Below are 14,151 nucleotides of genomic sequence, written 5' to 3'. Positions count from 1 at the left end.
TTGGACTTCTACTTTTGAGATGTGTTTCCGAGGGCGCTCAAGCCTTCAATGAAGTAACGCTGAGCGAAGAGGAAGATCAGAAGAGGTGGAAGCATGTACAACAGGTTGGTTGCCATGTACTTCGACCAGTCCGGAGCTTCACTTGCGAAACCCGACACGAATGATGACATGCCCAGCGCCAGTGTCCACTTGTCAGTGGAGTTCAGGTAAATGAGTGGATTGAGATAATCGTTCCATGCTCCCTGGAAGGCCATGATGACCATTGCGATCCACGCCGGCTTCGTCATGGGCAACATGATCGAAAAGAAGATTCGAATGTGTCCTGCTCCATCGACCTTTGCAGATTCATCAATCTGCATGGGAATCGCTAGGAAGTACTGACGAGCCAGGAAGATGAAGAGTGGGTTACCGCCCAGGAATGCAGGTACGATCAGCGGGAACCACGTGTCATACCATCCGATATCCCTGAACAGCTGGAACAGGGGGATGATGCCAACAATTCCGGGCAGCAGCATGGAACCAACAAAGATGTAGAAGAACACTCTGCGGCCCTTGAAGCGCAGGCGTGCCAGCGCGTAGCCAGCCATCATCGAGGTCAGAACGCCGCCGAAGGTGCTGAGCAGGGAAATGATCAGCGTATTGACGAACAGGCGTGGGAACTTGATGATTCGTGGGCCTTCGATGAAGTTGGACCAGACCCATTCATCCGGGAGGAATGAGGGCGGAACTTCGAAGACGGTGGAATTCGACTTCAACGAGATCGTGATCATCCACAACAGCGGAAGCAGCATCGTGGAGCACGCGACAATTGCGCATGCATACCACATCACCGCACGCCCTGGACGCTTCTTCAAATGTGTGCGCCGAGGCTTCTTCGCCACACTTGTCACGAGTTCAGGTGCTTCAACCAGCTCAGACTTGGACATCGTCGTACCTCCAGGCTTTGGTGAATCGAGCTGCGAAAGCCAGGCAGATAATGATCAGGAAGAACAGAATCCACACCTGAGCGGTCGCGTATCCCAGTTCCGGAACTCGTCCCAGCGGCGGGAAACCGTGGTTGTAGATCGACAGCATGAGCGTATTCGTCGCCCAGCTGGGGCCACCGCCGGTGAGGATCTGCGGCTGAACGAAGGTCTGCATAGCACCGTTCATCTGCATGACGAACTGGAGAATCAGGATCGGGACAATCGACGGCAGAGTGATCGAAAAGAAGATGCGGAATGGTCCCGCACCATCAACTTTGGCTGCCTCGTAGATTTCGTTGGGCACTGCCTGCAATGCTGCGAGCAGGATGATCATTGTTGACCCTACCCCCCACAGCATGACGATCACAATCGACGGCATCGCTGTGTGCTCATTACTCAGCCATGCAATTGGTGGAATTCCAAAGAATCCCAGCACCTGGTTAGCCAGACCGACCTGCGGGTCAAAGATGAATTTCCACAGCGTGACCGTGGCGACGATGGGAAGAACTGCCGGCAAGTACAAGATGGTTCGGATCACCGATACGGCTGGGAGCCTGACGTTGACAAAGACAGCCAGCGCAAGTCCGAGTGCCATCGATGCGGGTACGTAGAGAAGAACCAGATATCCAGTTGCCGACAGCGTCTTCAGGAACGACGGATCAGCGGTGAACATTCGGATAAAGTTCTTCAGACCCACAAATTTCGGCGGGGTGATTCCGTTGTACCGTGTCAGTGATAAATAGGCTGCGCTGATGAGCGGGTAGACAACAAAAATGCTGAAACCGCAGATTGCGGGAGCCATGAACGCCAAAGCAGCTTTGAGATCGCGATTGGCTCCTCTGTCCTTCTTCTTGCGCGTCGGCGCGTCTTCTTTGGCAGAAACGGTTGCCTGCGTTGTCTGAGCCTCATCCATTGCTTGCCTCCTTTCTCGAAATATCGTTCGACTGGGTAAGCGAGCAGTAGGCCAGAACCAACTCGCAGAACATGGCGTTTGCCCACGAGAACCACTCACGGGTAAACAGGGCATCGTCATCCTTATGGAAAGATTCATGCATCAGGCCAGTTCCGCCCGTCGTGTGAATCAGAGTGTCGATTATCTGGTCAACTTCGTGAGCTGACGTACTTGTCAGTGCCTGCACCGCCAATGCGATTGGCCAGATGTACTCGTGCGGCGTGTGAGGGCTGCCAATTCCCTGCGCACGCGACCCGTTGAAGTAGAACGGGTTGGTATCGGAGAGCACCATGGCTCGAGTGTTGAGGTAAATTGGATCATCCGCTTCGAGGAAGCCAATATACGGAAGCGACAACAAGCTGGGCATGTTGGCGTCATCCATGGTCAAAGTCTGTCCCAGACCATCTACTTCATAGGCAAATACCTTCCCCCACTGCGGATGATCAATGACGCCGTGCTCGTAGATACCGGCGCTGATCTGGTCTGCAAGGTCACGAGCCCGAGAAATAACCGGGCTTGAAGTGGCGCCAGTTGCAGCATTCATCTGTTCAAGAACCCTGGCCGCCGTTCGCAGAACAACCACAGCAAATGCATTGCCCGGAACGTTATATCCGTAGCTGTTCGCATCGTCACTGGGACGGAATCCGCTCCACGTCATTCCGGTGTATCCCACCGGAGCGCCTTTTCCACCGTGAGACAGAGTTTCGGTCGCTACCTGAGCGCCGGGGCGTTCAAAACGGTAGTCAGATGTTTCGTGACGTTGTTCGCGTGCAAAGACATCGACGACTGTTTCCAGAGCCTTCTCCAGGCCACCCAGATGCGCGTCCTCATGGGTTCGGTCCCACAGATGACCAGCCAGGAACAAGGGAGCGCTCAAAGAGTCAACCTCGTACTTGCGTTCCCAGATCCACGGGCTCATCTCGGTGAGATCGTCATGGTGGCCGGCGCCGTTGGGCTCGGCATTGAAGGCGTTTGCGTACGGATCCATATCGATATACATCAACTGACGTTGGAGCACCCCACCGATCAGCTCGGCAATCTCGGGGTAATCACCGGAGAAATGCACGTACGGAATCATCTGCCATGTGGAATCGCGCAACCACATCGCCGGAATGTCACCGGTCAGAACGAATGCGCTGCCGTCGTCGTAACGCTCAATTGTCGAACTGATGGTGTTGACGAAACAGTCCTCAAAAACCTCGCCAACGCGCGCATCAACGCGCTCCTTCACGGTGGCAATGATGTGTTCCATCCACGTCGAATCTGCTCGAGCCACTATGCTCTCCCTCACTTGTGTGATGACATCAATCAGTATAGAGCTAATACCATTATGAACACAAGTTATGTATTGCATATACTTATTTAATGGGCGCCGCCGCTTCTGCCACTGGATCATCACACTGTCGGCACGTACAGTGTCAGACATGACTGAACTTCTTGCACACGTCCTCGACCAGTCCCTGACCGATCCCAGCGTTCGCCCGCAGGATGACTTCTACGGCCATGTGAATGGAGCCTGGCTCGCGGACCACAACATTCCAGCTGACCGCCCCATCGATGGCGCCTTCTACACGCTGCGCGATCTGTCGGAAAAACGTGGACGCGCAATTGTTGAGGATGCGCTGGCCGGACAGATCGACGATCCGGAAGCTCACAAGATCGCCATCATGTACCGCCAATTCATGGATGAGGACAGCATTGAGGAACAGGGCGCCTCCCCCATCATTCCACTGCTCGAGGCGGTAGCCGCCACGACATCCCACGACGAGCTCGCCACACTCTCCGGCCAGCTCATGCGCGGAGGCATCTCCACGTTTTTTGTGCCTTACGTCAACACCGACACCGATGACACCTCACGCTACATGCTGTACTTCCAGCAGGCCGGTTTGGGTCTTCCGGACGAATCCTTCTATCGCGAAGACCAGTACGAGCCAATCCGCCAGGCCTACTGCTCTCACATTGAGCGCCTGTTTACCCTCGCCCACATTGGCGACGACGAGGGCGACGCTGCTTCATGCGCTCAGCGCGTCATGGACTGGGAGACACGCTTAGCCGCACACCACTGGGATTCCGTCACAAACCGAGATCCTCACAAGACAACCAACCATCGCACCACCTCGGAGCTCATTGACGACAATCCCGGTTTCGATTGGCGAAGCTGGGCACAACAGGTTGGCCTTCAACTCGAATCAATTGCGAATGTGAACGTCAATCAGCCCGATTATCTGGCAACCGCGGCGTCGATGTGGGCATCGGAGGACCTTCGCACGCTCAAACTGTGGCAGAGCCGCAAGATCATCAGCGCCCACGCTTCACTGCTGTCACACGAGTTCGTTGAAGCCAATTTCGATTTCTACTCACGCACGCTTGCCGGCACCGAAGAACTCCGACAGCGATGGAAGCGCGGTTTGGGCCTGGTGGAGGGCACACTGGGTGACGCCCTGGGACGCCTGTATATTCAGCGACACTTCCCCGCTGACTATAAGGAACAGATGGAAGCACTCGTCCAACGCCTGTTGGAGGCCTATCGTACGTCTATTTCCACACTGAGCTGGATGAGCGAGGAGACGCGCACCAAGGCGCTGGCAAAGCTCGATACCTTCAATCCCAAGATTGCCTACCCCGACACATGGCGTGACTATTCAGGTCTCGATCTTGATGAGAATGCGTCACTGGTGGACAACGTGCGCAAGGCAAACGCATATGAACTGGACTATGAATGGGCCAAGCTGTCACGGCCGGTGGACCGCGACGAATGGTTTATGACGCCTCAAACGGTGAACGCCTACTACAACCCGTCACTCAACGAGATCGTATTCCCCGCCGCTATCCTGCAGCCTCCCTTCTTTGATCCAGATGCTGATGCCGCAGTGAACTTCGGTGCAATCGGTGCCGTCATTGGCCACGAAATCGGACATGGTTTCGATGACCAGGGATCGCGCTACGACGCAGACGGCGCACTGCGTAACTGGTGGACTGATGAAGATCGCAACGAATTTGAATCGCGCACGCACCACCTCATCGAACAATACGAGGCTCTTGTCCCCCGTCAGCTAGAAGCAGCTCCCGCCGAGGTACACGTCAACGGCGCCTTAACCATCGGTGAAAATATCGGAGATCTGGGTGGTCTGGCAATCGCGTGGAGGGCGTGGTGTGCTTCGCTTCGCGACCAGGGCATCGATCGCCCTCACGATGCGCCCGTAATCGACGGCTTGACCGGGCCGCAGCGATTCTTCTACTCATGGGCTCGAATCTGGCGATCCAAGTCGCGCGACGAGTTCGCCCAGCAGATGCTCGTTATTGACCCTCATTCGCCGGCAGAATTTCGATGCAACCAGGTGCTTCGCAATTTTCCGGAATTTGCGACAACATTCGATGTCACGGAGTCGGACGGCATGTGGTTAGATCCGAGTCAGAGGGTGGAAATCTGGTCGTAGCAGCCCCCTGAAATGTAACCTCTTACGCATTCGACGCCATTTGTGGCCTCTCACTTAGGCGTTTGGGTCCAATTAGTGAAAGACTAAGAAGTGTCATATGCGCTTGTTGCGCTATCCCTGAGTTACATGAGAAAGGCTACTCAATGCCGGGTCTTAACCTCACGCGTGATGAAGCGGCTGAGCGGGCACGCATAATCTCAGTTCACCACTATGACGTTGAACTGGATTTGACGTGCGGTGACACTGACTTCCGCTCCCGCACCACCTTGACCTTTGATGCCACTGAAGGCGCCTCAACGTTCGTTGATCTGGTCTCCAACAATGTCCATTCCATCACGCTGAATGGACGCGACGTGTCAGTCGGAGCACATCAGGACAACCGCATCGACCTGCAGGAACTGGCTCAGTCCAATACGCTCATCGTCGACGCGGACTGCCAGTACATGCACACCGGCGAGGGACTGCACCGCTTTGTTGACCCCGCTGATAACAAGGCGTACTGCTACTCGCAGTTTGAAGTTCCCGATGCCCGACGAGTTTTCGCAACCTTCGAGCAGCCCGATCTCAAGGCAACATTTACCTTCACCGTGACAGTTCCGCAAGGGTGGAAGGTGTTCTCCAACTCCGTCACACCCTCACCGGAAGAACGCGATGGAAAATGGACCTATCACTTTGAGGAAACTCAGCGTATTTCCACCTACATCACGGCGATCATTGCCGGACCGTACGAGGGTGTCACTGATTCACTGACCAGCAGTGATGGGCGCGAGATTCCGCTCGGTGTGTGGTGCCGCGCCTCGTTGCGCGAATTCCTGGACGCCGACCGCGTCATCGACGTCACCCGCAAGGGCTTTGCATTCTATGAAGCCAACTACGGTATCCCCTACCCCTTCACCAAGTACGACCAGATTTTCGTTCCCGAATACAATGCAGGCGCGATGGAAAATGCCGGATGCATTACCTTCCGCGATCAGTACATCTTCCGTGCACGCCCCACCCACGATGACCTGGAGAAGCGTGCCAATACGATCCTGCACGAACTGGCTCATATGTGGTTCGGTGATCTGGTCACCATGAAGTGGTGGAATGACCTGTGGCTCAACGAGTCTTTCGCTGAGTTCATGTCTCACTACTGCCTGGCAGAAGGAACCGAATACACCGACGCCTGGACCGGCTTTATGTCCCGTAAAGACTGGGGTATGCGTCAAGACCAGATGCCCACGACCCACCCGATCAAGGCTGAGATTCGTGACCTTGCTGACGTGGAAGTGAACTTCGATGGCATCACTTACGCCAAGGGTGCATCCGTTCTTCGTCAGCTAGTCTCCTACGTCGGCCGTGACGAGTTCTTCGCCGGGCTGCACGAGTATTTGACCAAGCACTCCTACGACAATGCAACGCTGGATGACCTTTTGGGCGAACTCGAAGCAGCATCCGGACGCGACCTTGACCATTGGTCCCGCGTATGGCTCGAAGAAGCGGGCATCACCACGTTGAGCACGGTCGTCGAAACAGATGACGAGGACCGCATGACCCGACTGGCAATCCGCCAAGAGCCGTTCACGCCGGGTTCCTCGCTGCGTCCTCACCGCCTGGCAGTGGCAGGCTATTCGCGTTCTGCCGCACAGGATGATTCCGGCTCGAACCGAACGACACCTGTTGAGCAGGTTTTCCACGAGGAGCTCGATGTCGACGGTGAGCTGACCGAGGTCAGCAGTGTCGTCGGCCAGCCTCGCCCCGACCTCATTGTTATTAATGATGGCGATCTGGCTTATGCGAAGATCCGCCTCGATGATCGTTCCCTTGCGTTCGCCACCGAAAATATCACGCGCTGCGCTGATTCTCTGCTGCGCAATGTGATCCTGGCTTCTGCATGGGATATGACGCGCGATGCCAAGATGCCTGCGCGCGCTTTCATCGACCTGGCGCTTGCTGCACTGCCCGTTGAGGACAATATGTCGATGCTCCGTCTGACGTTGGCACACATTGCCACCGCAGTGTCGAGCTATGTTGCTCCTGCTGATCGTGCCGACGCGCAGGCGATGGTCGGCAGCCGCCTGCTCCTGCAGGCCCGTTCGGCAGCGTCCGGCAGTGACCAGCAGCAGATCCTGATCCAGGCGGCGGCCCGCCACGCAGTGACCGACGATCAGGTGGGTGCTGTCAAGGCTCTGTACACAGGCGAGCAGACCTTGTCTGGCCTTGATCTCGATGTCGATGTGATGTGGGATTTGCTTATCGCTCAGGTCCGAGCTGGCCACGCATCAGAGGCAGATATTGCCGAACGTGAGCAGGCGGATGACACGATGACAGGCCGGCAGCGCGCAGCTCAGGCTCGCGCGGCGGTTGCAGATCCGCAAGTGAAGGCTCGCGTATGGGACGAAGTCATGCACAACGTGTCAATCGCGAACGATACGCGCTGGGCAATGGTCTCCGGTTTCTGGGCTCAGGCACACACTGCACCGGATACTTACACCGCCTTTGTCGACGATTATTTCGCCTCGATCGAAAAGGTCTGGTCAGAGTTCACCTTCCACATGGCCGAAGACATCGTCACATTGATGTTCCCGACCGCCTTGGCAGGCTACGTTGATGGGCTCGACTTGGCTGAACGCGGTCGCCAGTGGATGAACGATCATCCTGATGTCTCTGCCGCACTCACGCGTATTATTCGTGAACGCGTCGCGGTTGTTGAGCGCATGATGGCGGCACAGAAAGCGGACATTTAACCCTTCCTCTTCCGGATTGAACGACCGAGTGTCGGTAGGGCTCCATCATGAGCCCTACCGACATTTTGTCTGCATAGCGGCCAGTTGCCCGGCCGTAAACAGCTGGTGCGTGTTAATCTTCGAGTAAGGGCATCAGTACACAGGACGTTCAGAGGAGTTCCCCATGGGCCAGGCAGAACAAATACTGGGAGCATTAGGCGGTTGGGACAATATCAAGGATCTCGAAGCCTGCATTACCCGCATCCGTGTTTCGGTTGGTGACGAAGAACTCGTGGATGAGGATGCCCTGAAGAATGCGGGCGCCTTTGGTGTCGTGTCGGTGGGAACGTCCATCCAGGTTGTCATGGGGCCGCAGGCTGACAGCATCGTTGAGGAGATTGAGAAACTCAAGTGACCCGTGTACTTGCTCCACTTGCTGGGCAAGTGATTCCCTTATCTGACGTGAATGACCCCGTCTTCGCAGAGAAAATCGTCGGCTCAGGTCTGGCAATTATTCCCGATACCTTGACCGCGCATGGGCACTCAGACGTGGTCAGTCCGATCGCGGGAACAATCATTAAGGCTCTCCCCCACGCATTTGTCGTCCGGTCAGCCGACGGCCCCGCTGTTCTGGTTCACGTGGGGCTCGATACCGTCAAGGCCGACACCTCGTCATTCATGGTCGTCGAGGGTGACCACAGCACTGTAGAGACCGCTCAGCCAGTTGTTTCATGGAGGCCCGCGCATCTTGTCGACGGTGGTTTCGACCTGACCACCCCCGTCATTGTCATGGACAGTTCGGACGCGATGATCGGGTCACACGCTGAATATGGAACGCACGTCCAAGCGGGAGATTTCCTGTTTGAAATTCTCCCCGCCTGAACGTGCGGTGATGAGCGCCTGTTACGTTACTTCTCGATCGCGGCGCGCAGGAACCACGCCTGCTTTTCGAGTCCGCGTGCAGCACCGACCAGGATGTCGCCACTGAGTGAATCGGCATCATCGACCTTTTCAAGATCCGACTTGATGCGCTCGGATGCAGCCATCAGCTTGCTTTCCATCTGCTTGTAGGCGTCGGCAACCGAAATGGTGCCTTCAGCCACGTCACCGATTCCGGAGTCCCTGGCAACCGTGGCGGCGCGGCCATCGGGAGTACCACCCAGGGTCGAAATACGTTCGGCAACCTCGTCGAGGTCTTCACGTACCTGATCGACGATCTCATCGAGCGCCAGGTGAAGAGCGCGGAAACGATCGCCTTGAATATTCCAGTGGTACTGCTTTGCCTGCAATGACAGGTCGGTCAGGTCCACCAGTGCGCGCTGGAGCGCATCGATCACGAGTTGTTCTGCCATTTTGGAGTCCTTTCTACTCAGTGATTCTTCTAACATACAAGGGCGCACCCTCATTTGAAAGACTTCCGCTGCCACGTTCGCTGCCAGACAAAGACGGTACGAACGCGAACGCTCCTACTTGGGCAACGCCTCGTTGACCACATCGAACAGTTCAGTCATGTGATGGTCGGATGCCAGGCGCTCAGTACTGACTTCCCTGCCCGAACCATCGCACAGCGGGACACACCAGTTCGGGTATTCCGTATTGGTGCCCGGTAGATTCTGAGGGCGGATATCTCCCACAGCGTCCACCAATGCCACACCCACCAGACGCGAAGGTGTCATCGTAATGAAGCGATGCAAAGCTGTCACGATTTCTTCCTTGCTGGGCTCTGGCGAGTCCAGCAATCCGTATTCGCGCAGACGCACCAGCATGCGTTCGCGCTCGATTTCCTCCCCCGCGCGCACCACATCAACAGGATCGACCAGTAAGCCCAACTGGTCACGCAGCGTGGTCTGCACGCCGTCAAGGTATCCCGAAGTGGGTGGCAGATCATGAGTGTTCACTGTCGCAAGAACGTCGCGCCGGTATTGATCCGCATGCAGCGGCCAGCCAGAGTCCTCCTTTTCGAACCACAGCACCGATGTTCCCAGGATTCCTCGATCATTGAGGTAGCCGCGCACCCACGGTTCAACCGTGCCAAGGTCCTCACCGATCAGCACTGCTCCGGCGCGCTGGGCTTCAAGCAACAGCACACCAACCATCGCTTCATGGTCGCAGGACACGTATGTTCCATGCGACGCTGGTTCTCCCTCGGGAATCCACCACAGTCTGAACAATCCCATGATGTGGTCAATGCGCACTGCTCCGGCGTGGGACAGCACGGTTCGAATCATGTCGCGCAGAGGCCGGTACCCGCACCGCGCCAGTTCACGTGGTGACCACGGAGGCTGCGACCAGTTCTGGCCTTGCTGAGAATACATATCCGGGGGTGCTCCCACCGTCATTCCCGGTGCAAACAACGTGGGCGTGGCCCACACGTCGGAGCCTTTCGGGTGAACGCCAACGGCCAGGTCAGCCATAATGCCGATGCTCATGCCCAGTTCTGTGGCCAGGGCCTGCGTATCTCGCAACTGTTCGAGGGCGACCCACTGACACCATGAATAAAAGTCGATGCGATCGGCCAGTTCAACTCGTGCGCGTTCAATCTGATCAGTATCAGTGAGCATTTCAGGAATCAAGGGCTGATCGTCGCGTTCCAGATTGCCTGCCACAGACGACCCGGACGCTTCGATGAGCGCGCACCACAAGGAAAAGTCCGCCAGCGCATCGCCTCCTTCGTTCGTGAAACGGAGGAACTGTGCGCGGCGCGATGGGCGCATGGGTTGCGCATGGAGGATTGCGAGTGCCTGAACCTTCGCCCGCCAGGAAGTGTCACGGTCAATCAGATCCGTGCGTGATGCGCCCCAAGACTCCTCGCGCAGAGCATCAACTCGGCTGCGGTCCCGTTCAGACAACTGCGCATATTCCGGCAGCGATTCAGGATGAATGTACAGCGGGTTCACCCACCTGCGTGTCACCGGCAGGTAGGGCGAGTTCTCCAATGGCGAGATGGGCGCACACGCGTGAACGGGGTTAATCAGCACAAACTGCGCACCGCGCGCAGCACTGACCGACACGATGTCCTGCAGATCCGCGGTGTCGCCGATACCCCACGAGGAGGCAGAACGTACCGAATAAAACTGCGCGGAGGTGCCCCACTGCTGATCGGACTGCGTCAGCGCAGGTGGATCGATTCGGTCGGGAACGACGATCAGCGGCGCGGAAAACACTGTTCCGCCCTCAACGGTTGCGACAAGGCGGTGCCATCCCAATGGCAGTGAGGCTGGGATTTCGAACGTTGCACGTCCCACTAGCTGATCGCCAATCTGACGTGGCGGCACCCATCGGTCGAGCTGGGGGCACTGTCCCCCCTCGCCACTTTCGAGTTCGTAGCTGACTGTCACCCTGCGGCCGTGCGGCACGTGGACGGGTACGTCGCGGGCGCAATGCTCGCGCACAACGGTGCAGTCAGGCAGGGTCGTGGACCATTGTTGATCCTCGGTGAATTCAATGGCGCGTTGAAGGTCATGGACAGTGGAATCCTCATCGAGAGGCAATCCCAGTGCGTGGAGAACCTTCAGCAAAGATGCGGCTTCGACGTCAACAAGGTTGCCATACCAATCCCAAAAGTGCGTCGCCACTCCATTGGCTTCGGCCACCGAGCGCAACAGGTCAATCTCGGTGTGTGCTGGTGCAGCTAGATCCATGAAGGTCTCCGACTCATCTCATCCACAGCGGTACTGCTACCGATCGTACACGTCATGAACACAGTTGACGCAGTTCGCCCATCACACGTTCCGCATCTATTCCAGTGACCAGCTGCACGACATCGCCTGAGCGCACCACCGCGATAACCGGCGGTTGTCTCAGTAGGTGTTCATCGATGCTATCTTGGTCGCGGACCTGCACGCGGATTCTCAATGCGCACGGTTCAAGATCGACAACGTTGTCGCATCCGCCCAGCCCCTGAAGTATTTCCCGGCATCGTTGCGGCAAGGATGTCTCAGCTGTCCATTCGCGATCCACGCCTGCCTGACGATTTTTGTGCACCATGTGTCCATCGTAGAAGATTGCCCACGATGCGCACCTGCTGTGCACAAAACGCCGCATGAACGGACAATAGAATTATGACGACACCGATCGACGTACCGTTGACCACCGATGAGCCCGTGGCATCTGTCCTGCGTATTCTGCGATTGACTGAAGATGCCGAGCACGAGGACACCTTCACTGCTCACTCCCTGCCGCAGGTGAGGCGCGTATACGGAGGACAAGTCATCGCACAGTCGTTGCTGGCGTCAATGGCCACCATTGACCAGGACGATCGGCTTCCCCATTCCTTCCATGCCTACTTTCTGCGCGGCGGTGACCCGGAAGCTCCGTTTACACTGCACGTCAACCGTCTGCGCAATGGCCGTTCCTTTTCGTCGCGTTCCGTGACATGCAGGCAGTCTGAACGCGAAATTCTCACACTCGCCGCATCCTTCCAGGGCCCTGAATCCGGTCTGACATACGACATTGAAGCGCCTGATGTGCCCGGCCCCGACTCCTGCGACTCAGCATTGGAGCTCTTCCGCATGATGAATCACCCGGTGGGCCGATTCCTCGGCAAGACTGCTGCATTCGATGTTCGTCATGTCCAGGACAGTTTGTATGTCAAACCCGACCCTCACCCCACGAATCGCCAGCAGCTTTGGATGCGTCCGCGCTCTCCGATCCCCTCCCAGGTCAGTCAGCTCATTCACCGCGCGCTTCTGGCATACGTCGTCGACCAAGTCATGTTAGAACCAGCCATGCGCGCCACCTCATTGTGCTGGATGACTCCAGGTCTGTCGGCAGCTTCCCTGGACCACGCCATGTGGTTCCATCACGATGTTGACATCAACGACTGGCTGCTTTTTGACGGCACGTGCACCAATGTCAACAGCGGCAGAGTCCTGACCCATATGCAGATTTTCTCCTCCGATGGCAGGCTCGTTGCCGATGCCAATCAGCAGGGCATGATGCGTGTGCCAAGTGGCGGTGTGCATGGCTCGGGCCGATGGGAGTTCATGGATGGCGACACGGCCACGGTCGCACCTGCTTAAGAAATGGAGTCCAATATGAGCATCTCTGCCCTGACCATTGCGGTCGCCACGCCGCTGCCCTCTGACCTGGTTGAACCACTCATGCAGTGCGATCCGCGCTTGCTGGTGGATTACCGCCCCCATTTGCTGCTGCCTCAGCGCTGGGTCGGTGACTGGGGTGGTGACTCGAGCGTCACCCGCACCGACCAGGAGCACGCCGAGTACGTCCAGATGCTCACCCACGCTGACATTCTTCTGGGTATTCCTGATTCCTCCGCTCGCCTGCTGCGCGAGGTTGTCGAGCACAACCCGAAACTTCGATGGGTGCACACAATGGCAGCCGGAGGCGGCGCACAAGTCAAGGCTGCCGGCCTGTCTGAAGATGACCTCCAGCGCGTCACCTTCACCACCAGCGCAGGTGTGCACGGCACGACGCTCGCTGAGTTCGCACTGTTTGGCCTGCTCGCCGGCGCGAAAGATCTGCCCCGACTGCACTCTGATCAACGCGCGCACCACTGGCCTGACCGCTACCCGATGCGCCACTTATCTGAAATGACCGTTCTGATCATGGGCACTGGTGGCATCGGGCGCGTCGTCGCGAACCGCCTTCACGCTTTCGGTGCAACCGTATGGGCAACCTCGCGTTCGGGCACACCGGTCGAGGGTGTGGATCGGCTCATCGCGATGGATGACCTGCACGATGCTCTGGGTCAGTGCGATGGCCTGGTGATCACTCTGCCTGGCACATCAGCCACCCGCCATATGATTGATGCCGCCGCGTTCGCGTCAATGAAACCGGGGATGATCCTGGTCAATGTGGGTCGAGGAACGGTGATTGACGAGGGCGCCCTCGTCGATGCCCTGGATGGGCAGCGCGTAGCTTTTGCTGCACTTGACGTAACGGAGACCGAACCTCTTCAGGATGACTCTGCCCTGTGGGATCATCCCCGTGTCCTGATCAGTCCTCACACGGCTGCGCTCTCAGCGCATGAAGGAGAGCGTATCGTTGAACTCTTCATGGACAATGCGGTGCGCTTCCTGGATGGTCGTCCGCTCCGCAACGTTGTCAACACCATCGAGTTTTACTAGCAC

12 protein-coding genes are annotated in these 14,151 nt (G+C 57.1%); 6 read left to right on the top strand and 6 right to left on the bottom strand.

The genetic code is table 11. The annotated features are described in order from the left end of the window. Window positions 1–8 precede the first annotated feature (8 nt). From HMPREF2975_RS09000 to HMPREF2975_RS08990, 3 genes are read right to left on the bottom strand one after another with little or no spacing between them, the layout of a single operon-like run. Window positions 9–926, bottom strand: a complete 918-nt coding sequence (locus HMPREF2975_RS09000) for a carbohydrate ABC transporter permease (protein WP_083314503.1) — start codon at window positions 924–926, stop codon at window positions 9–11. Next, window positions 913–1,878: a carbohydrate ABC transporter permease gene (locus tag HMPREF2975_RS08995; RefSeq protein ID WP_082628517.1), complete on the bottom strand. Its 966-nt coding sequence runs from the start codon at window positions 1,876–1,878 to the stop codon at window positions 913–915. Before HMPREF2975_RS08995 ends, HMPREF2975_RS09000 begins: the two co-directional genes overlap by 14 nt. Continuing rightward, window positions 1,871–3,193, bottom strand: coding sequence for a glycoside hydrolase family 125 protein (locus HMPREF2975_RS08990; RefSeq protein WP_227469357.1), 1,323 nt, complete (start codon window positions 3,191–3,193; stop codon window positions 1,871–1,873). The genes HMPREF2975_RS08995 and HMPREF2975_RS08990 overlap by 8 nt, the downstream gene beginning before the upstream one ends. A gap of 148 nt (window positions 3,194–3,341) precedes the next feature. On the opposite strand from HMPREF2975_RS08990, the gene HMPREF2975_RS08985 reads away from it, so the two are divergent. The 4 genes from HMPREF2975_RS08985 (at window position 3,342) to HMPREF2975_RS08970 (ending at window position 8,941) form a co-directional block, all read left to right on the top strand. After that, window positions 3,342–5,354, top strand: coding sequence for a M13 family metallopeptidase (locus HMPREF2975_RS08985; protein WP_070727177.1), 2,013 nt, complete (start codon window positions 3,342–3,344; stop codon window positions 5,352–5,354). Between the two features lie 143 nt (window positions 5,355–5,497). Continuing rightward, window positions 5,498–8,080, top strand: coding sequence for an aminopeptidase N (gene pepN / locus HMPREF2975_RS08980; protein ID WP_070727176.1), 2,583 nt, complete (start codon window positions 5,498–5,500; stop codon window positions 8,078–8,080). Between the two features lie 163 nt (window positions 8,081–8,243). Continuing rightward, window positions 8,244–8,474: a PTS sugar transporter subunit IIB gene (locus tag HMPREF2975_RS08975; protein ID WP_058236691.1), complete on the top strand. Its 231-nt coding sequence runs from the start codon at window positions 8,244–8,246 to the stop codon at window positions 8,472–8,474. After that, a complete protein-coding gene (locus tag HMPREF2975_RS08970) occupies window positions 8,471–8,941 on the top strand; it encodes a PTS sugar transporter subunit IIA (RefSeq protein WP_058236690.1) in 471 nt (156 codons plus the stop codon). The genes HMPREF2975_RS08975 and HMPREF2975_RS08970 overlap by 4 nt, the downstream gene beginning before the upstream one ends. Window positions 8,942–8,967: 26 nt before the next feature. Here the strand turns inward: HMPREF2975_RS08970 and HMPREF2975_RS08965 are convergent, their stop codons facing one another. The 3 genes from HMPREF2975_RS08965 to HMPREF2975_RS08955 form a co-directional block, all read right to left on the bottom strand. After that, window positions 8,968–9,411, bottom strand: coding sequence for a Dps family protein (locus HMPREF2975_RS08965; RefSeq protein WP_058236689.1), 444 nt, complete (start codon window positions 9,409–9,411; stop codon window positions 8,968–8,970). 114 nt (window positions 9,412–9,525) lie between these two features. Then, window positions 9,526–11,700 (bottom strand): 4-alpha-glucanotransferase, encoded by a 2,175-nt coding sequence (malQ, locus tag HMPREF2975_RS08960; RefSeq protein WP_070727174.1) that lies wholly within the window; start codon window positions 11,698–11,700, stop codon window positions 9,526–9,528. A gap of 52 nt (window positions 11,701–11,752) precedes the next feature. Next, complete coding sequence (locus HMPREF2975_RS08955) at window positions 11,753–12,046, bottom strand: PTS sugar transporter subunit IIB (protein ID WP_083314502.1); 294 nt, start codon at window positions 12,044–12,046, stop codon at window positions 11,753–11,755. Window positions 12,047–12,120: 74 nt separating this feature from the next. Between HMPREF2975_RS08955 and HMPREF2975_RS08950 the strand changes: the two genes are divergently transcribed. Together HMPREF2975_RS08950 and HMPREF2975_RS08945 are read left to right on the top strand one after the other, a co-directional pair. Further along, the gene (locus HMPREF2975_RS08950) at window positions 12,121–13,080 is read left to right on the top strand and encodes an acyl-CoA thioesterase (RefSeq protein ID WP_070727172.1); all 960 of its coding nucleotides are present in this window, start codon (window positions 12,121–12,123) and stop codon (window positions 13,078–13,080) included. Window positions 13,081–13,095: 15 nt separating this feature from the next. After that, on the top strand, window positions 13,096–14,148 hold the full coding sequence (locus HMPREF2975_RS08945) for a D-2-hydroxyacid dehydrogenase (RefSeq protein ID WP_070727381.1): 1,053 nt from the start codon (window positions 13,096–13,098) through the stop codon (window positions 14,146–14,148). Window positions 14,149–14,151 lie beyond the last annotated feature (3 nt).

Origin of the sequence: Actinomyces sp. HMSC065F12 (genome assembly GCF_001814535.1) — a bacterium.
GTDB classification, from domain to species: Bacteria; Actinomycetota; Actinomycetes; order Actinomycetales; family Actinomycetaceae; genus Pauljensenia; species Pauljensenia radingae_A.
The sequence above is the reverse complement of the archived record's forward strand: the minus strand, read 5'-3'. Positions and strand labels throughout refer to the sequence as shown.

Bases quoted from the DNA above. Each gene is read 5' to 3' on its own strand.
- HMPREF2975_RS08995 (WP_082628517.1), bottom strand. From the start codon at position 1,878: ATGGATGAGGCTCAGACAACGCAGGCAACCGTTTCTGCCAAAGAAGAC.
- malQ (WP_070727174.1), bottom strand. From the start codon at position 11,700: ATGGATCTAGCTGCACCAGCACACACCGAGATTGACCTGTTGCGCTCG.
- HMPREF2975_RS09000 (WP_083314503.1), bottom strand. From the start codon at position 926: ATGTCCAAGTCTGAGCTGGTTGAAGCACCTGAACTCGTGACAAGTGTG.
- HMPREF2975_RS08985 (WP_070727177.1), top strand. From the start codon at position 3,342: ATGACTGAACTTCTTGCACACGTCCTCGACCAGTCCCTGACCGATCCC.
- pepN (WP_070727176.1), top strand. From the start codon at position 5,498: ATGCCGGGTCTTAACCTCACGCGTGATGAAGCGGCTGAGCGGGCACGC.
- HMPREF2975_RS08950 (WP_070727172.1), top strand. From the start codon at position 12,121: ATGACGACACCGATCGACGTACCGTTGACCACCGATGAGCCCGTGGCA.
- HMPREF2975_RS08955 (WP_083314502.1), bottom strand. From the start codon at position 12,046: ATGGTGCACAAAAATCGTCAGGCAGGCGTGGATCGCGAATGGACAGCT.
- HMPREF2975_RS08945 (WP_070727381.1), top strand. From the start codon at position 13,096: ATGAGCATCTCTGCCCTGACCATTGCGGTCGCCACGCCGCTGCCCTCT.
- HMPREF2975_RS08965 (WP_058236689.1), bottom strand. From the start codon at position 9,411: ATGGCAGAACAACTCGTGATCGATGCGCTCCAGCGCGCACTGGTGGAC.
- HMPREF2975_RS08975 (WP_058236691.1), top strand. From the start codon at position 8,244: ATGGGCCAGGCAGAACAAATACTGGGAGCATTAGGCGGTTGGGACAAT.